The following is a 17,801-nucleotide window of genomic DNA, read 5'->3' on the forward strand; positions in this document are numbered from 1 at the left end:
ACCGCGCCCGCACCGACTCCGGGACACTCACGAGCAGTACGTACTGATATATACCGCTATTATAAAGCATCTAAGCCGGCTGTAGCCTCGAATCAGTCAAGACTCCCGTAACCGCCATGACCACTCAACCGACGTTCGCTCCGACGCTCGACGCACCGACACGGCGTATCGACTCCAGCGCGTGGGACGACATCTACGTCGTCGGCGACATCCACGGCTGCCGTGGCTCCCTGGAACGGCTGCTCGACGAACTCGACCTGACCGACGACGACCTCGTCGTCTTCGTCGGCGACCTCGTCCGGAAGGGCCCGGACAGCAAGGGCGTCCTGGATATCGTCCGGGAGCGGCCGAACCTGCTGAGCGTGCGGGGGAACAACGAGCAGAAGCTCATCGACGGCCGGAAGACCATCGACGCGCTGACCGACGAGGACTACGACTACGTCGAGTCGCTCCCGGTAGCCATCTCCTGGGACGACGCCCTCGTCGTCCACGGCGGTATCAACCACCGCAAGCCCGTCGTCGAACACACGCTGACCGAACTGCTGAACAACCGGTCGCTCGTCCCAGGCGGGAGCTACGACCGACCTTACTGGTTCGAGACGCGGCGGGAGTCCCCCCGCGTCTTCTTCGGCCACACCGTGCTGGCAGAGCCGTTCGTCACCGACCACGCCGTCGGGCTCGACACCGGCTGTGTCTACGGCGGGCAGCTGACGGCCTACGACTACCGCGACGACGAACTGGTGACGGTCGAGCCCCCCGAGACCTACGTCTCGCGGTCGGCGGACAGCATCGTCGAACCACGGCTCGCGGAGCCCGCGGAGGGACAGTGACAGACGACGTCGGCGTCCCGGCGTACGACCCGGACGGAGTGGACCTGACCGACCCCGACCTCTACCTGAACCGGGAGCTCTCCGAACTGGCCTTCCAGCGGCGGGTCCTCCACGAGGCCCTGGACGAGCGGAACCCGCTGCTGGAACGGGTCCGCTTTCTCTCTATCGTCACCAGGAACCTCGACGAGTTCGTGATGAAGCGCATCGGCGGGCTGAAACAGCAGATACAGGCCGGTGTCACCGAACGCACCGCCGACGGCCGCACGCCGGCCGAGCAGTGGGAGGAGTGCCACGACGCGCTTGCCCCCATGTTACGCCGGCAGGCGGAGTGTTACCGCGAGACGCTCCGGCCCGTGCTGGCCGAGGCCGGCATCGACATACTGGACTACGACGACCTCTCTCCGGCCGAACGCCGGCGGATGCGCGACTACTTCGAGGAATCCGTCCTCCCCACACTGACGCCGCTCTCCTTCGACCCGGCCCACCCGTTCCCGTTCATCTCGAACCGGTCGCTGTCGCTCGCGGTGTTGACCCGCCCCGAGCAGGGCGACCCGACGTTCACCAGAGTGAAGATACCGCCCAACCGGCCGCGGCTGGTGCAGCTGGACGGCGACAGCCGCTACGTCCCCCTGGAGGAAGTCGTCCGGGAGAACCTGGACCTGTTGTTGCCCAACGTCGACATCGTCGACACGGCGCTGTTCCGGCTGACCCGGAACGCCGAGGTACGGCGCGACGAGGAGGTCGCGGAGGACCTCATCGACATGATAGAGGAGGTCCTCGAACAGCGCCGCTTTGCCAGCGTCGTCCGCATGGAGATAGACGCCGAGGCCCACCCCCGCATCCGCGATACGTTACAGGAGCAACTGGACCTCGAAGACCGCGAGATATACGACCTGGAGGGGCCCCTGGACTACCGCGCGTTCGGGGCCCTGACCGACCTCGACCGCCCCGACCTCAAACTGGAGTCGTGGACGCCCCAGCCCCATCCGCGGCTCCGCGACCCGGACTCGACCGCGCTCGCACAGACCGACGCCGAGCGCGCTCGGACCATCTTCGACGACATCGACGAGGGCGACGTTCTCCTCCATCACCCCTACCACGACTTCGGCGACACCGTCCAGCGGTTCCTCTCCGAGGCGGCCAACGACCCGGACGTGCTCGCGGTGAAAGCGGCCATCTACCGGACGGCGAGTGACTCACAGGTCATCCAGTCGCTCATCGAGGCCGCCGAGAACGGGAAGCAGGTGGCGGTGATGGTCGAACTGAAGGCCCGCTTCGACGAGCAGAACAACCTGGAGTGGGTCCGGCGACTGGAGGAGAACGGCATCCACGTCGCCTACGGGACCATCGGGCTGAAGACCCACACGAAGACCGCGCTCGTGGTCCGTGACGACGACGACGGGGTCAACCTCTACTCCCACGTCGGCACCGGCAACTACCACTCCGAGACGGCCAAAGGGTACGTCGACCTCGGGCTGTTGACGGCCGACCGCGACATCGGCCAGGACCTCGTCACCCTGTTCAACTCCTTCACCGGGCCGGCGCTGGACGAGGAGTTCCGCAAACTGCTCGTCTCGCCGGTGACGATGCGGCGGGAACTCACCCGGGCCATCCGTCGGGAGGCCCGCCACGCACAGGCGGGCCGGCCCGCGCGCATCGTCGCGAAGGTCAACGGGCTGGAGGACCCCGACATCGTCGAAGAGCTCTACCGGGCCTCGATGGCGGGCGTCGACATCGACCTCATCGTCAGGGACATCTGTCGGCTCCGGCCCGGTATCGAGGGCATCAGCGAGAACGTCTCCGTCCACTCGGTCGTCGGCCGCTTCCTGGAACACTCCCGGATCTTCTACTTCGAGAACGGCGCGCGGGCGGCCCGGTCGTCGGAGATGGACGACCCGCCCCAGGGCGGCGAACCCGACTACTACATCGGCAGCGCCGACTGGATGACCCGAAACCTCGACTACCGCGTCGAGGCGGTCACGCCGGTCGAGGACCCGGCCCTCAGGCGGCAACTGAAGTTCAACTTAGACCTCGTCCTCGCGGACAACCGCAAGCGGTGGGTGATGGAGAGCGACGGTAGTTACAGCCAGCAGTACCCCCGCGACGGGGAGCCGGTGGTCAACACGCAGGAAATCCTGATGCGCGAGACGCTGAAAGCCCGCCGCCAGGAGGACGTAACCGTCGGGTTGCCGGCGGACTACCCGGTCGACAGCGACATCCTGGTGGGTGGTGACGTGTCGGACGAGCAGGCCGGTAGTTCGACTGCGGCCGACGACGCGCCGGCCACGGACGACGGCGCCTCCGCCTCGGAAAACGCGCCGGACGAAGTGGAAGCGACCGACGGCGGCGCGACCGACACGCTCGAACGGCACGCTAACCGCTGGTATCGGCCGGACAGCCGGACCTACGACTACGCGGTTCGGACGCCGGACGGTGGGCGGCGATATCTGAAAACGAGAGACGGCGCGGTACAGGCGCTCGAACGGTACTACGACTAAGGTCGCGGCGCGGCTTTCTGGAGGGCGCTCTCGGCGATGTTGCCGCCGTAGTCGGCGGTCCGGGACAGGGAGTCGACGATGCGGCCGAGAATCTGAGCGCTCTCGGGGTCGGCCTTGCGGACTTTGCTGTCGATGTCGCGGGCGGTCTCGTCGACCGCCGGGATGCGGCTCTGGGCGTCGTTGGCCTGCTCGACCGCTTCGTCGGAGTCCTCGGTCAGCAGGGCGTCCATCGCCATCTCGGGGACGGTGGTCGCCTCCGATTCGAGCTGGCGGAGCAGGTCGGCGGTGTCGCCGCTTATCTCGCCGATCTCCATCGAGAGGCTCGCTATCTTGGTGGCGTGGTCGGCGATGCGTTCGAGCTGGCGGGCGCTCGACTGGTAGTCGAAGACCGTCTCCCGGGGGAAGCCGATCTCGTTTGCCGCCGTCGGATTGCGGAGGACGGTGCGGAACACCCGCGAGACCATGTACCAGAGGCGGTCGACGTCGTCGTCGCGCTGCATCACGTTCGCGGCGAGGTCGTCGTCGTCCTCGATGAGCGCCTCGACGGCGTCGGAGAGCATGGTCAGGGAGACCAGCCGCATGCGCGTGATGGCGTTGTGAATCGACAGCTCCGAGGAGTCGAGCAGGTCCTGGAGGACGATGCGGTCGGAGGTCTCCTCGATGACTTCGAGGCCGACCAGCCCCTGGGTGGCGTCCCGGATGATACGCCGCTGCTCGGCCGTGATGCGGGTCGCCTCCAGCTGGATGACGTCGAAGCCGCTGACGTACATCGTCATCACCGCACGCGTGAGCTCGTGCGGGTTTTCGAGCCCGTCGATGTCGAGAGCCCCCTCGACGCGGTCCTCGTCGTGTTTCGGTGCGAGCAACAGCAGGTCCTCCTCCGCGTGGAACTCGACGACGCTGCCCGCGCTCACGTCGTTTGATGTTGCCCAGTCTTTCGGTAGCGACACGGTGTACGTCGAACCGCCCGTCACCTGCACCTTGCGAGTTTCCATGTATGTTGGTATAACCCCTCCTCCGTATAAATCCACCTCTATCTATATATTTTCTGTACATGAACCCATAACCGCTGCTTACGGACGCGAAATGGGCTAATAACGGGGGACAGCTTCTCAGATGGTGCCGGGCCTCCGTCCAGAGCTCTGGTCGAAACAATTCCAGAAAACCTTCGATTGGGGCGCTCTATGGTGGTATTCGCGTATTGTCCATAATTCATAGTGTTTTCTATGAGGGCACTTGTCACCCCACGACTATATAGATATACTGAGGCAACATAGTAGGGTATTTATTCAAATCAGCGATTCCAACAAACGATGAGACGCGAGACAGCGCCACGAGTGTCGCGACGCAATTTTTTACTCGGCGCCGGCACGACCGGGGTGGCTGCCCTCTCGGGCTGTATCCAGCGTCGGTCCGAGTACGACGGTGGGGATGGGGAGACCGGGGGGCCAGTGACGGGGGAAATCGCTGTCGCCGGCAGTAGCACCGTCTTTCCGCTCACCAGGACGATGCGAGTCGAGTTTCAGAAGGAGTATCCCGAGGTCGACATCTCGGTCTCCTCGACCGGGACCGGTGGCGGGTTCGGGAACTTCTTCTGTACCGGTGATAGGGCGCTGAACAACGCGAGTCGGCCGATAAAGGACAGCGAAGTCGAGCAGTGCGGGGAGAACGGCATCGAACCGGTGGAGCTGCGCGTGGCCACCGACGCGATGACCGTCGTCGTCAACAACGACGCCGACTGGGTCGACTGTGTCACCGTCGACGAACTGGCCCAGATCTGGGGGCCCGACGGCGCGGACCGGTGGAGCGACGTCCGCGAGGACTGGCCCGACGAGCCCTTCGAACTGTACGGCCCCGCGTCCACGTCGGGGACGTTCGACTACTTCACCGAGAGCATCATCGGCGAGGAGGACGCCCATCGGGAGGACTACCAGCCGACCGAGGACGACAACACCATCGTCACCGGCGTCAGCGGCGACGACCACGGGATGGGCTACTTCGGCTTCGCCCACTACCAGGGCAACAGCGACGCGGTGAAAGCCCTCGAAATCGAGGACCCCGAGACGGAGAACGGTTGTGTCGCTCCGACGCTCGAAAACGCCGCGGCCGGCGACTACACGCCGCTGTCGCGCCCGCTCTTCCTCTACGTCTCCAGGGACGCGCTCCAGCGGCCGGCCGTCAGGGAGTTCTGCCGGTTCTACGTCCGGAACGCGACGAGTCGGGCGCTCGTCTCCGACGCCGTCGGCTACGTTCCCCTGACCGAGGAGCAGCGCTCCATCCAGCGCGGGCGTCTCGAACACGCTATCGACATCGCAAACGGCAGGGCAACAGAATGAGCACCGAAACGCCTGACATCGAATCCGGCCGGTCGACCGCGAGCCGAAGCGGCCGTGAGCAGCTCTATCGGGGGATATTCCTCACGTGTGGCATCCTGTCTGTCCTCACGACGGTCGGCATCATCGTGGCGCTGCTCAGTGACGCCGTCGCCTTCTGGTCAGCCGTCCCGATAACCGACTTCCTCCTTGGGACCGAGTGGAGCCCGGACATCGGTGGCACGTACGGCGTCCTCCCGCTGGTGAGCGGGACGCTCATCATCACCTTCGGGTCGGCGCTCATCTCACTGCCCATCGGCGTCCTCACCGCGATATATCTCTCCGAGTACGCCAGCGACCGGGTCCGGTCGATACTGAAACCGACCCTGGAGATTCTGGCCGGCGTGCCGACCGTCGTCTACGGCTTTTTCGCGCTGGTCTACATCACGCCGCTGCTGGAGGGGGCCTTCCCCACTATCAGCACGTTCAACGCGCTCTCGGCCTCCATCGTCGTGGGCATCATGATTATCCCGATGGTCTCCTCCATCAGCGAGGACGCGATGAGCTCCGTCCCGGACTCGCTGCGGGAGGCCAGCTACGGGCTCGGGGCCACGAAGTTCGAGGTCTCGACGACGGTCGTCGTCCCGGCGGCCGTCTCCGGCATCGTCTCCTCCTTCATCCTCGCGCTCTCGCGGGCCATCGGCGAGACGATGGCCGTCACCATCGCCGCCGGGGCGAAGTCACGGCTCGTCAACCCCCTCGACCCCGGCGCCGCGTTTCTGGACTCCGTCGAGACCATGACCGCCGCGATGATCAACATCGGCAAGAGCGACGTGGACCCGGGCTCGACGACGTACAAGAGCCTCTTCGCCATCGGGCTGACGCTGTTTGCCATCACATTCGCGATGAACGTCGTGAGTAATCTGGTCGCCCAGCGGTACCGGGAGGAGTACGAGTAATGGCGACCGAGAACACCGACGGCTTCGGACGCGTCAGCCGGGTCCGCGGAATCGTCTTCGAGAACCTCACGCTCGCGGCCTCGGCCGTGGGCGTGGTCGCGCTCCTCCTGTTGCTGAGCTACACGATTCTGGACGCCGTCCAGCCGTTCACCGCCTCGACGGAGTGGTATCTCCTCATCTTCGGGGCCGTCGTGGTCCCGACGCTGGCCGTCGGGGCCTACTGCTGGCGCCACCCCGCCGCCGGCACCGTCGGCGTGCAGGCCACCGGGGCGACCCTCGCCGGGACGGCCCTGGCCACGCTGCTTGTCGTCTGGCTCGGCGGCCAGTTGGCACTGCTCGTACTGGTCGCCGTCGTGGTCCCGACCGCGGGGACGCTCGCTTACCTCTCCACGCGACGCCAGGCGCTGACCGTCGGCCTCCAGACCGTCGGCATCGTCGTCGTCGGAGGCGGCATCGCCTCGGTGGGCTCCTTCTTCGCCGGACAGCAGGCGACGCTCGTCTTCGCCGTCGCCGTCGGCCTCCCGGCGGCGCTGCTTGCCCGCTTCTTCCTCGCGAAACCGGCGGTCGGCCACGTCGGGGTGTTCGCAACGGCCTACGGAGTCGTCGGCGCGGTTCTCGCCGCCGTCGCCGTCGAGGTGGCTGCGGTCGCGGGCTTCCCCGTCGACGCCGCCACCGCCAACGGCCTGTACGCGCTGGGCGTCCTGCTCGGCGTCGGCGCCTACGCCGCCCCGCAGCTCCGTGACCGACGGGCCGGGCTCGCCGGGCTCGGCGCGCCGTTCATCCTGCTGGCCGGGGCCGCCGCCGGCGTGGCATTCCACCGGGTGTTCGTCGTCACGACAGGGCTCACCGCGGCGCTGTACGCCGTCACGGCCGTGCTGCCGGCCGCCGCCTTCGGGCTCCACGTCGTCCGGACGGCCAACGAGGGTCGCATCGGACTCGCCCTGCCGGTAGTCACGGCCGTCGGAGCGGCCCTGGCGCTGGGGTTCAACGACCGCTATCTCGTCCTCGCGCCCAACGCCGAACTGGCGTTCGGACTCGCCGTCCCGCTGGGGCTGGTGGCCTATGCCCGGTACGTCTTCGACCGTGACCGTCCGGGCCGCACCGGGGTCCTCGCCCCCGTGGTCGTCGGCGGCGGGCTGCTGGCCGCGCTGGCGGTCGAACGCGGGTTGGGCATCGCCGGCCCCGACAGCTGGCTCGACCGGCAGTTCCTGACCGCCGGCTCGCACTACCAGCCCGAACTTGCCGGCATCCACCCCGCACTGGTCGGCTCGCTGTATCTCATGTTCATCGTCACCTTCGTCGCGTTCCCGGTCGGGGTCGGCGCGGCCATCTACCTCGAAGAGTACGCGCCGGACAACCGGTTCGCCCGCTTCCTCGAGATAAACATCTCCAATCTCGCCGGCGTCCCCTCGGTGGTCTACGGGCTACTCGGCGTCGCCGTGTTCATCCGCTACGGCGGGCTCCGCCTGGGAGCGGTCGTCGCCGGCGGCTTTACCCTCTCACTGCTGATTCTCCCCATCGTCATCATCTCCGCACAGGAGGCCATCAGGTCGGTGCCCGACTCGCTCCGGAAGGCCTCCTACGGGATGGGCGCGACGCGCTGGCAGACCATCCGAAACGTCGTGCTCCCCCGAGCGATTCCCGGCATTCTCACCGGCACTATCCTCTCGCTGGGCCGGGCGGTCGGCGAGACGGCCCCGCTCATAATGGTCGGGCTCGCCGCCGTCAGCAACGTCCCTGGCTCGCTGACGGGCCAGGGGACCGCGATGCCGCTCCAGGTCTTCTCCTGGGCGCTCGAACCCGGAACGCTGTTCCGGGAGAACGTCGCCGCCGCGGGGTCGATGACGCTGCTGGTCGTGTTGCTGTCGATGAACGCCGTTGCAATCATCATTCGGAATAAGTATCAACGTGAACAATGACTAGTAATTACAGCCCACAGACCGCGAACCGGACCCGACTGACCGACGACACCACAATCCATGGCATCTGAAATGAACAGCGAGACGAGCGAGGAGCGCACGGAGGAACCGCTGACGAGCACGGAACCGGACGTGACGACGGACGTCAGCCAAACGTCGTCGCGAACGATTCTCGAAGCGCGTGACCTCGACGTGTTCTACGGGGAGACCCAGGCGTTACAGAGTATCGACCTGCCGATTCCCGAGAAGCAGGTGACCGCGATGATAGGTCCCTCGGGCTGTGGCAAGTCGACGTTCCTGCGGTGTATCAACCGCATGAACGACCTCATCGACATCGCCCGCGTGGAGGGCGAACTCACGTTCAACGGCAAGAACGTCTACGACGACGACGTCGACCCCGTCGCGCTGCGCCGGCGCATCGGGATGGTGTTCCAGCACCCCAACCCCTTCCCCAAGAGCATCTACGACAACGTCGCCTACGGGCTCCGGATACAGGACCGCGACGTCGACATCGACACGGTGGTCGAGGAGTCCCTGAAGAAAGCGGCGCTGTGGGACGAAGTCAAGGACCGCCTCGACGAGTCCGCGCTGGACCTCTCGGGTGGGCAACAACAGCGTCTCTGTATCGCCCGGGCCATCGCTGTCGACCCCGAAGTCGTGCTGATGGACGAGCCCGCCTCGGCGCTCGACCCAATCGCCACCTCGCAGATAGAGGACCTCATCGAGGAGCTGGCCGAGGAGTACACCGTCGTCATCGTCACCCACAACATGCAACAGGCGGCCCGAATCTCCGACAAGACCGCCGTCTTCCTCACCGGCGGGGAGCTGGTGGAGTTCGACGATACGGACAAGATATTCGAGAACCCCGAGAGCCAGCGCGTCGAGGACTACATCACCGGCAAGTTCGGGTGAGACCGGCGTCGTCGCCGGCGGTGCTGTCGTAGCGCGGTCCGCGTCTTCTCTCCGTCATTGACTCAGCTATCCCGCTGACCGGCGAAAACGGAATACTGCGGTCGGATACTCCCGGCGGCGGTCACTCCTCGCTCTCGTATGGCTCACCGACGGCCGCGGGCGTCCGCGTGGAGCCCCAGACAGTGAGGACGACGACAACGGCGGCGTACGGGAACAGGTTGACGAGCCTGTTTGGCACGTCGATGCCGGCCGTCTGGAGCTGAATCTGTAGCATGTCCAGGCCGCCGAAGACGAGCGCCGCGAGGGCCGCCCCGAGCGGGTTGTAGTTCCCGAACAGGTAGGCGACGATGCCGATCCAGCCGCGGCCGCTGACCATCGTCTCGCCGGTCCCGGTGAACGACCCCGCCTGGGCGAGCAACACCGCGCCGCCCAGGCCGGCCATGACGCCGGAGAAGATGACGGCGGCGTACCGAACGCGCGTGACGCTGATTCCGGCCGTGTCGAGCGCCTCCGGGTTCTCGCCGGCCGCCTGAATCCAGTACCCGTACCGCGTGTCGTTGAGGAACTTCCAGGCGGCGACGGCCAGGACGGCGGTGACCATCACCAGGGGGGACGTATCGAAGAGTATCGGTCCCACTACCGGAATCTCCGAGAGCACCGGGACAGTCAGGTCGTTGATACTTTCGAGGCTCGGGCTGTTCCGGCTGTCCCAGACGAGCACCGCCATGAATGGCCCGAACCCGAGACCGATGAACCACAGCGCCAGCCCCGCCACTATCTGGTCCGCTTCGTACCTGATCAACAGGACGGCGAAGGCGACGGCGAGCACCAGGCTGACCAAGACCGACGCGAGGATCGCGAGCCAGACGTCGCCCTGGCCGGGCGAGCCCCCGCTGATAATCCACATCATCGTCGCAGCGGTGGCCGCCCCGAATATCATGAACCCCTCGACGCCGATGTTGAACACGCCGCTCTTCTCGGCGTAGAGCCCGCCGATAGCCGTCAGCGCGATGGGGGTGGCGGCCTGGAGCGAGCGCTCCACGAACCCCGTCGTGACGATTTTCCGAATCTGTAGGTCCATCGCTACCGTCGCCACAGCCAGGGCGGCGACGACAGCGACGATACCGGCGATTCGCAGCCGCTTGCCGGCAGCGTAGTCGGCGACGCTCATCGGTTCTCACCGCCCAGTCCGGTCCGCTGTGCGGCCATGCGGAATAGCTCCGGCACGGAGACGAACAGGATGACGAGCCCGATGACGCCGTCGATGAGCTGGACGGGAACGTCGGTGTAGATGCCGATGTGGGAGCCGGCGGAGTCGAGGCCGCCGAACAGCAATCCGGCCGGAACGATGCCCAGCGGATTGTTCGCGGCGAGCAGGCTCACGGCTATCGCGTCGAACCCGTACGTGCCGATGCCGCTCGGGTCGGTGTAGTAGCCCTGAATCATGATGGCAAAGACCGCGCCGGCGACGCCCGCCACCATCCCCGACAGCGTCATCGTCAGGACGACCGTCCGCTTGGCGCCGACGCCCGAGTACGTCGCCGCCGACTCCTGGTGGCCGCTCGTCACCATGTCGTAGCCGAACCGGCTGCGTTCCATCACGACGAAGATGACCGCGACGGCCGCGAGCGCGATGCCTAACCCGATAATCGAGAACCCGGGGCTGTCGAACACGATGCGGGGCAGGGAGACGTACTCCGGGATTCGCTCCGTGTTCGGCGCCGTGTTCCCTTCCCCGCGGAACGGGTTCTGGACCAGCCACCCGACGACGCCGGTCGCGATGAAGTTCAACATGATGGTGGTGATGATGACGTTCGCGTTGGCGTAGGCCTTCAGCGCGCCGGGCAACGCGCCGTAAGCGCCGCCCGCACACGCCCCCGAAACGAAGCCGACCAGGAGCAGGCCGACACCGCCGACGGCCCCTTCGGGCAACAGCGGCGCCGTCCAGATTATCGACATGATGGTCGCGAAGCCGCCGACGACGAACTGCCCCTGGACGCCGATGTTGAACACGCCGGCCCTGAACGCGACCGCGACCGCGACGCCGGTCAGGATGAACAGCGTCGAGAACCGCAGCGTCCGGGCGATAGCCGACTGCCCGCCTATCGCCCCCTCTATCATGCTGGTGATGAACTGCGCCGGGTCGTACCCGGCCGCTGCGACGATGGTGACGCCGATGAGCAGGGCCAGCGCCGTCGAGGCCGTCGCTATCGCCAGCCGTTCGATAACCGAGGCGCGCAGCATGTGTCCGGCCGCCCTATCGAGTGCATCGGAGAGCCGTTCCGACGCGGGGCTCACGACCGCACACCCCCGTCGGCGCTTTCGGCGTCGTGGCCGGCCATCAACATCCCGAGCTCTTCTTCGGTCGTCCCCTCCGGGTCGACCGTCGCCATGAACTCGCCCTCGTACATCACCGCGATGCGGTCCGAGAGCTTCTGTATCTCGTCGAGCTTCGAGGAGACGACGACGATTCCCATCCCCGCCTCGCGCAGTTCCAGCAGCCGGTCGTGGATGAACTCGATGGACCCGATGTCGACCCCACGCGTCGGGTGGGACGCTATCATCACGTCGGGGTCGTGTTCTATCTCCCGGCCGACGATGAACTTCTGCTGGTTCCCGCCGGAGAGTGACTTCGCCTCGGCGTCTTCGTTCGGCGGCTGCACGTCGTACTCACGGATTATCTCCTCGGCGTGTGTCCGCACGGCCGCCCAGTCTATCATCCCGTTGTCGACGAACGGCTCGACGGTTTGGTTCCCCAGCAAGGCGTTGCGAACGAGGGTGTAGTCCTGAACGAGCCCCTCCGTCGTCCGGTCTTCCGGGATATAGGCGATGCCGGCGTCGATACGCTGTCGGCGGTTCGTGTCGGTGATGTCCTCGCCGCCGAACCGGACCGACCCCGATTCGACGTCGCGGAGCCCGGTCAGTGCCTCGACGAGCTCGGTCTGGCCGTTCCCCTGGACGCCGGCGATTCCCAGAATCTCCCCTTCGCGGACGGTGACGTCGACGCCGCGCACCTGTTCGAGCCCCCGGCTGCCCCGTACGCGGAGCTGTTCGGCGTCGAGGACGGGGTCGCCCTTCGGCGGGTCCCGCGGCGGACGGTCGAACTGCACCTCCCGGCCGACCATCATCCGCGCAAGCTCCGACTCGGAGGTCTCGCCGGTCCGGACCGTGCCGATGGCCGCACCGTCCCGCAGGACAGTTATCTCGTCGGCCGCGCCGAGCGCCTCCCCCAGCTTGTGCGTGATGAATATCAGCGAGTGGCCGGCCTCGGCCAGCTCCGCCATCACGTCGAGCAGCTCCTCGATTTCCTGTGGGGTGAGGACAGCCGTCGGTTCGTCGAGGATGAGGATGTCCGCGCCGCGATAGAGGCTCTTCACTATCTCGACGCGCTGGCGGGCACCGAGGTCGAGTTCCTCTACCTTCGTGTCCAGAAACTGGTCGACTCCGAAGTCGTAGCGCGAGCAGATATCTTCGATGTCGGCACGGGCGGTCGACGTATCGACGAGACCGTTGCTGCTGGGTTCGTGACCCAGGATGATGTTCTGGAGCACGGTCATCGTCTCCACGAGCTGGAAGTGCTGGTGAATCATGCCGACGCCCGCGTCCATCGCGTCCCTGGGCGAGCCGAACGTCCGGGGCTCGCCGTCGACGTGAATCGTCCCGGCGTTTTCCTCGTAGAGCCCGTAGAGGACGCTCATCAGCGTCGTCTTTCCGGACCCGTTCTCGCCGAGGAGGGCGTGAATCGTCCCCTTCTCCAGCGTGAAATCGACGTCGTCGTTCGCTACGACGTCGCCGAACCGTTTCGTGATTCCCGCCATGCGGACGGCAGGCGTGTCCTCAGCAGTCATCGTCCTCCGTGGGAGCGTTCATAAATAACAAATAGATGGTTCGGGCGCCTCAGTTACAGCCGGAGGCGGAACACGGGACCTCGATATCGCCGCTCGTGATGCCGTCCTTGGCCTCCTGGATGTTCTGCGAGACGACATCGGGCATGTCCCCTTCGAACGCCTGCCCGATTACGACGTCGACGCCCTCCTCGTCGAGGCCGAGCGTGTTCGCGCCCGCGACGCTCTCGAAGTTGTCCTCGGCGACCGCCGCAGCGACCTCCCGGGTCCCCTCGTTGATGTACTTGACCGCGGAGCCGATGATGACGTCCTGGAACTCCTCGAGGGTCACGGACTGGTCCGCGTCGACGCCGATGGCGAAGCGGTTGTTCTCCTGGGCGGCCCCGAAGACGCCCTGTCCGGCCGACGCCGCGGCGTGGTAGATTATGTCCGCGCCGTTGTCGTACTGGGAGGAGGCGATGTTGGAAGCGGTGTCCGTGTCGCTGTAATTGCCGATGTACCCCACGTCGACGGTGATATCGGAGTTGACCCACTCCGCACCGGCCTTGTAGGACTCCTCGAACGCGTTGATGAGTGCCCCGTCTTCGCCGCCGACGAAGCCGATGTGTGCGTTACCGGGCTCGGTTGAGTTCCCCTCGTGGGAGAGTTCCTCCGTCGTCATCGTCCCGCCCAGGACGCCGGCGAGGTAGGACATCTCGTGGTTGGCCCACGTGTATCCGGTCACGTTTGGCTCGTCGACGTAGTCGTTGATGAGCATCCAGTTCTGGTCCGGGTAGTCCGCCGCGTTCTGCGTGAGGGCCTCGGTGTGGTTGTACGAGACCAGGACGATGAGGTCGTAGTCGCCGCTCTCGGCGAGAGTCGACTGGGTGGACTGGTAGTTCGACTGCTCGGTCTCCTCGACCTGGTTTATCTCGATGTCGTACTCCTCCTGTGCGGACTGGAGCCCCTCGACCGCCAGGTCGTTGAACGCGTTGTCGTCGAATCCGGCGGGACTGGAGACGATAGCGATGTTCGTCGCCGACTCCGAGTCACCGTCCCCGCCCATGCAACCGGCGAGCGTCGTTCCGGCGACGATAGCGGCTCCCGCCGTGAGTACGGACCGACGATTGACCGTGGCCGTCCCGTCAGTACCGCTCGAATCTCCATTATTGTCTGTTCCGGACATCACACTCCCGCAGATGATGTTCTACGTTAAATAATTAATCGTTAGTATATATGGATATTGAGAGTATACCGTATTCCTTTCTTAAATACGGAACGCAGTCAAACGGCTGTTTACACCGTTTCTGTGTGCTGAACGCAGCTAGTTGGTGATATATAGTCATACTTACCGTCTATCTCTCAGAAAATAAACCCTCTCACGCACGACCGAACGCACTCGCTCTATACACCCACGCTTCGCACCTGTGGAGGGTTAGCCGCCGCCGGTTCTCTATGGCAGTATACGATTTATGCGACCGGCGCACTCACTGACGGTGGCGTCGTAATGGGGACAACAACGGGCCCGAGCCGGATTACTGGGACAGCGTCGCTTCGGTGTCGATACCGTACACCGCTTTCGGGGTCTCGACGTGGGCGGTCCGTACGGCTTCGTCCTCTCCGTTCTCCAGCAGCCATCGGACACGACGGGGGACTGTCTTCGGTCCGAGCACCGCACCGGGCCGCTCCGGGTCGTCGATGTAGTCCGTCTCCATCAGGAACGGCTCGTCCTCCTCGATGGCTACCTCCAGTTCGTCCTTGTCAGCGAGTACCGACTTCGTCGGCCCCTGCAACCGACCGCCGGAGTAGTGCTTGACGACCTGCCGGCGGTTCATCCCCCGGTCTTCGGCCCACTGGGCGACCTGCTCGAAGTCCTCACCGCCCTCGGTGTGGAGCTGGACCGCGAAGTCGCCGGCGGCGGCCAGCTCGAAGGCGTGACACATCACCGCGTTCGAGGCGTCCCAGACGGTGTCGGTGACCTCGTAGTGTGGCCGGCCGGACTTGATAGCGAGAGCGGGGCCGTCCGTGACGTATTCGCTGGCCACATCGAGCCCTCGTTGCATGATATCACGGGCTCCTTCGGGAGTGTAGCCGTCCTCGACCAGCCGCGAGACCAGTCCCGGGTGCACCCCGAGAACCGGCCACGCGCGCCCGGGGAGGATTTCGGTCGCGTCCGCGGCGGCCTCGACCGTCAGGTCGAACGCCTCCCGGAAGGTGGCCTCGTCGGTGGCCGTCTCCACGAGGTGCCACGAGGGCTTGTTGAGCACGAGCAGGTGCGTCCCGCCGTGGTCGGCGAAGTCGTCGACGGCCTCGGTGTTGCGCCCGTTCACCGGGTCGAGATGGAGATGGTTGTCCAGTACCGGCGTCGACTCGATGTCCATACCCGAACTCGGGGGTCGCGGGGCAAAAACGCCACTGCTCTCCGGATTGGCCCGTCCTCCAGAACGGTCCGCAACGCGTCGTTCCCCGCTCATACTCGCTTCCACCCCTTCGAGGAACCTCGCTGCGCTCGACCGCCGGCACTGCTCTGTGGTTCGCTTTGCTCACCGCTTCGCTTCGAGGAACCTCGCTGCGCTCGGTTCCTCGCCTACTCCACGTCGGCCGACAACGAGAGCCCTTCCTGGGCCGCGTTCTGGAGCGCGGCCGATTTCCCGTGTTCACCGGGCGCCAGCGCCACGGTGCGGACGCCGTTGCGGGCGGCGACTTCCAGTGCGGGCTTGAAGTCCGTGTCCCGGGAGGCGACGACGAGTACGTCGATACGGTCGCTGGCGACGGCCTCGGTCGCGTCGACGGCCAGGCGCACGTCCACGTCGCCGCTTGTCGTTATCACTTCGAAGCCGCGGGCCTCACCAGCCTGGATGAGCCCCGGCGAGGCGTTCTCGTCGAGGTAGAGCCGCGTCGCGGCCAGGGGGCCGTAGGACTCGCCGATGGTCCGGACCTCGTCCAGGTCGACGTCGAACTCGCTGCGCAACACGTTCGGTCCGTCGACGTACAGGCCGACGCGCGTTCTGTCGCTGTCGTCGCGAAACCGACTGAGAAGGCTCATGTCGGCTTCTCGCCGGCGATTGGATTTAGCTCTGGTGTTTCGGCCCAGGGATTGGATGTGCGGCGATAAATCAACAGACGCTATATAGAACCGCGCAGCCGGACGCCCGACTCGCCTACCGCCGTATCGACTCGGATGTGCCGAGTGAACCCGATTCTGCCTCGTTCTCGAATGAACTCCCTCGGCCGGCGGCCAGCCGCGAGGAGAACACTGTGCTCGTCCAACAATTTAGGCCGGCCTAAGATTCGAAACCGCTTTAGTGTTTTAGGTAACCCTAAACGATATGCGAAGCAACATTGCCGGCTGCAGTGTCTCGACGCGGGCGGAGGGTGACCGATGACAGATGGCGGCGCCGAACCGACCCGGCGAGCGGCGCTGAAATACGGCGGGACGCTGGCGGCTAGTCTCGCCGCAGCGGGCTGTTCGGAAATCGCCGGGACCGGCGACTCCGAGACGCCGGACGGGGCGTACACGGTCTCGATGTCGCCGATGGGCGAGGTGTCGTTCGACGACCCGCCCGAGACCGTCTTCACGCGGCTCACACATCACGCCGACATGGCCTTTGCGCTCGGCCGGGGCGACGGGCTCACCGCGATGCACGCGCCCGACTACTACGATGGGCTGTGGAACCAGTTCGTCGAGCGGCTTCCGGGCGTGTCGCTCGACTGGACGGGGCTGTACTCCTCGTGGCAACCGAAAAAGGAGAAGCTGTACGGCCTGGAGAGCGACATCCACCTGGCCGACCCGGCGTGGGTGACCAAACAGGACGCCTGGAGCCGGTCCGACATCGACGAGATAGCCGACCGGGTGTCGCCGTGGTTCGGCAACTCGCTCTCGGACACCCACCAGGAGCCTGCCCCGGACTACGCCGAGGGTTACGAGTACTACACGCTCTGGGAGCAGTTCGAGCTGGTCGCCGAGGCGTTCCGGGAACGGGAGCGGTACGAGGAACTCGCGGCGGTCCACGACGACCTGCTGTCGACTATCGAGTCGGACATACCCGACGAGTCAGACCGCCCGTCGGCGGTGATGATTGCCTCCCACCAGATGGACGAGATATACGCCTACGCGCTGTCGAACCCGGGCTTTCTCACGTCCCACACGCGACCGCTCGGGGCGCGTGACGCCTTCGAGGGGTCGGTCGAGTCCGGGAGCGTCATCGATTCCGAGGCGCTGGTCGACGCCGACCCCGACGTGATTCTGTTCCTCGGCGGCTTCGAACCGGAGACGGACCTCACCGAACGGCGCGAGCTGTTCCGGGAGGACCCGGTCGCCTCGGAGATTACCGCCGTACAGGAAGAGCGCATCTACCCGCAGGGCGCGCGGTACCAGGGGCCGATACTCAACCTCTTCCAGCTCGAGATGACCGCCAAACAGCTCTACCCCGACCTGTTCGGCGAGTGGCCGCATTACGAGTCCGGGCCGTACCCGGAGATACCCGAGGACGAACAGCTGTTCGACCGCCAACGCGTAGCCGACGCGATAAACGGGAACCTCTGAG

14 protein-coding genes are annotated in these 17,801 nt (G+C 65.8%); 7 read left to right on the top strand and 7 right to left on the bottom strand.

Going from position 1 to position 17,801, the window contains the following annotated elements; translation table 11 throughout:
* The first annotated feature begins 116 nt into the window (after positions 1-116).
* Positions 117-830 carry a metallophosphoesterase family protein gene (locus NJQ98_RS16945; protein WP_262180832.1) on the top strand — a complete coding sequence of 238 codons (714 nt, stop codon included), beginning with the start codon at positions 117-119 and terminating at the stop codon, positions 828-830.
* Positions 827-3,328, top strand: a complete 2,502-nt coding sequence (gene ppk1, locus NJQ98_RS16950; RefSeq protein WP_262180834.1) for a polyphosphate kinase 1 — start codon at positions 827-829, stop codon at positions 3,326-3,328. Before NJQ98_RS16945 ends, ppk1 begins: the two co-directional genes overlap by 4 nt.
* On the opposite strand, the gene NJQ98_RS16955 is transcribed toward ppk1, so the two are convergent.
* The gene (locus NJQ98_RS16955) at positions 3,325-4,323 is read right to left on the bottom strand and encodes a phosphate uptake regulator PhoU (RefSeq protein WP_262180837.1); all 999 of its coding nucleotides are present in this window, start codon (positions 4,321-4,323) and stop codon (positions 3,325-3,327) included. The two genes, ppk1 and NJQ98_RS16955, sit on opposite strands and share 4 nt — an antisense overlap.
* A gap of 318 nt (positions 4,324-4,641) precedes the next feature.
* Here NJQ98_RS16955 and NJQ98_RS16960 point away from each other — a divergent pair, with 318 nt between their 5' ends.
* From NJQ98_RS16960 to pstB, 4 genes are read left to right on the top strand one after another with little or no spacing between them, the layout of a single operon-like run.
* Entirely contained in the window at positions 4,642-5,664 is a 1,023-nt protein-coding gene (locus NJQ98_RS16960; protein ID WP_262180838.1) for a PstS family phosphate ABC transporter substrate-binding protein, read from the top strand.
* Entirely contained in the window at positions 5,661-6,599 is a 939-nt protein-coding gene (gene pstC / locus NJQ98_RS16965) for a phosphate ABC transporter permease subunit PstC (protein WP_262180840.1), read from the top strand. The genes NJQ98_RS16960 and pstC overlap by 4 nt, the downstream gene beginning before the upstream one ends.
* The gene (gene pstA / locus NJQ98_RS16970; RefSeq protein WP_262180842.1) at positions 6,599-8,518 is read left to right on the top strand and encodes a phosphate ABC transporter permease PstA; all 1,920 of its coding nucleotides are present in this window, start codon (positions 6,599-6,601) and stop codon (positions 8,516-8,518) included. Before pstC ends, pstA begins: the two co-directional genes overlap by 1 nt.
* Positions 8,519-8,578: 60 nt before the next feature.
* Positions 8,579-9,430, top strand: coding sequence for a phosphate ABC transporter ATP-binding protein PstB (gene pstB, locus NJQ98_RS16975; RefSeq protein WP_262180843.1), 852 nt, complete (start codon positions 8,579-8,581; stop codon positions 9,428-9,430).
* Positions 9,431-9,551: 121 nt separating this feature from the next.
* On the opposite strand, the gene NJQ98_RS16980 is transcribed toward pstB, so the two are convergent.
* The 6 genes from NJQ98_RS16980 to NJQ98_RS17005 all read right to left on the bottom strand — a co-directional run bounded on the left by NJQ98_RS16980 (position 9,552) and on the right by NJQ98_RS17005 (position 16,300).
* Entirely contained in the window at positions 9,552-10,601 is a 1,050-nt protein-coding gene (locus tag NJQ98_RS16980) for an ABC transporter permease (RefSeq protein ID WP_262180845.1), read from the bottom strand.
* Positions 10,598-11,674, bottom strand: a complete 1,077-nt coding sequence (locus NJQ98_RS16985) for an ABC transporter permease (RefSeq protein ID WP_284438656.1) — start codon at positions 11,672-11,674, stop codon at positions 10,598-10,600. Before NJQ98_RS16985 ends, NJQ98_RS16980 begins: the two co-directional genes overlap by 4 nt.
* A 50-nt stretch (positions 11,675-11,724) precedes the next feature.
* Complete coding sequence (locus NJQ98_RS16990; RefSeq protein WP_262180849.1) at positions 11,725-13,278, bottom strand: ABC transporter ATP-binding protein; 1,554 nt, start codon at positions 13,276-13,278, stop codon at positions 11,725-11,727.
* A gap of 49 nt (positions 13,279-13,327) precedes the next feature.
* Positions 13,328-14,440, bottom strand: coding sequence for a substrate-binding domain-containing protein (locus tag NJQ98_RS16995; protein ID WP_262180850.1), 1,113 nt, complete (start codon positions 14,438-14,440; stop codon positions 13,328-13,330).
* Positions 14,441-14,789: 349 nt separating this feature from the next.
* Positions 14,790-15,635, bottom strand: coding sequence for a TatD family hydrolase (locus tag NJQ98_RS17000; protein WP_262180852.1), 846 nt, complete (start codon positions 15,633-15,635; stop codon positions 14,790-14,792).
* Between the two features lie 206 nt (positions 15,636-15,841).
* Complete coding sequence (locus tag NJQ98_RS17005) at positions 15,842-16,300, bottom strand: NYN domain-containing protein (protein ID WP_262180854.1); 459 nt, start codon at positions 16,298-16,300, stop codon at positions 15,842-15,844.
* A gap of 336 nt (positions 16,301-16,636) precedes the next feature.
* Between NJQ98_RS17005 and NJQ98_RS17010 the strand changes: the two genes are divergently transcribed.
* Positions 16,637-17,800 carry an ABC transporter substrate-binding protein gene (locus NJQ98_RS17010; protein WP_262180856.1) on the top strand — a complete coding sequence of 388 codons (1,164 nt, stop codon included), beginning with the start codon at positions 16,637-16,639 and terminating at the stop codon, positions 17,798-17,800.
* Position 17,801 lies beyond the last annotated feature (1 nt).

Origin of the sequence: Haloarcula laminariae, from assembly GCF_025457605.1 — an archaeon.
Classification (GTDB): Archaea; Halobacteriota; Halobacteria; order Halobacteriales; family Haloarculaceae; genus Haloarcula; species Haloarcula laminariae.

What these genes read in the sequence shown, in the direction of transcription:
- NJQ98_RS17005 (WP_262180854.1), bottom strand. Translation starts at nt 16,300, where the DNA reads ATGAGCCTTCTCAGTCGGTTTCGCGACGACAGCGACAGAACGCGCGTC.
- NJQ98_RS16960 (WP_262180838.1), top strand. Translation starts at nt 4,642, where the DNA reads ATGAGACGCGAGACAGCGCCACGAGTGTCGCGACGCAATTTTTTACTC.
- NJQ98_RS16945 (WP_262180832.1), top strand. Translation starts at nt 117, where the DNA reads ATGACCACTCAACCGACGTTCGCTCCGACGCTCGACGCACCGACACGG.
- NJQ98_RS17010 (WP_262180856.1), top strand. Translation starts at nt 16,637, where the DNA reads ATGACAGATGGCGGCGCCGAACCGACCCGGCGAGCGGCGCTGAAATAC.
- NJQ98_RS16995 (WP_262180850.1), bottom strand. Translation starts at nt 14,440, where the DNA reads ATGTCCGGAACAGACAATAATGGAGATTCGAGCGGTACTGACGGGACG.
- NJQ98_RS16985 (WP_284438656.1), bottom strand. Translation starts at nt 11,674, where the DNA reads ATGCTGCGCGCCTCGGTTATCGAACGGCTGGCGATAGCGACGGCCTCG.
- pstA (WP_262180842.1), top strand. Translation starts at nt 6,599, where the DNA reads ATGGCGACCGAGAACACCGACGGCTTCGGACGCGTCAGCCGGGTCCGC.
- NJQ98_RS16980 (WP_262180845.1), bottom strand. Translation starts at nt 10,601, where the DNA reads ATGAGCGTCGCCGACTACGCTGCCGGCAAGCGGCTGCGAATCGCCGGT.
- NJQ98_RS16955 (WP_262180837.1), bottom strand. Translation starts at nt 4,323, where the DNA reads ATGGAAACTCGCAAGGTGCAGGTGACGGGCGGTTCGACGTACACCGTG.
- NJQ98_RS16990 (WP_262180849.1), bottom strand. Translation starts at nt 13,278, where the DNA reads ATGACTGCTGAGGACACGCCTGCCGTCCGCATGGCGGGAATCACGAAA.
- pstB (WP_262180843.1), top strand. Translation starts at nt 8,579, where the DNA reads ATGGCATCTGAAATGAACAGCGAGACGAGCGAGGAGCGCACGGAGGAA.
- NJQ98_RS17000 (WP_262180852.1), bottom strand. Translation starts at nt 15,635, where the DNA reads ATGGACATCGAGTCGACGCCGGTACTGGACAACCATCTCCATCTCGAC.
- pstC (WP_262180840.1), top strand. Translation starts at nt 5,661, where the DNA reads ATGAGCACCGAAACGCCTGACATCGAATCCGGCCGGTCGACCGCGAGC.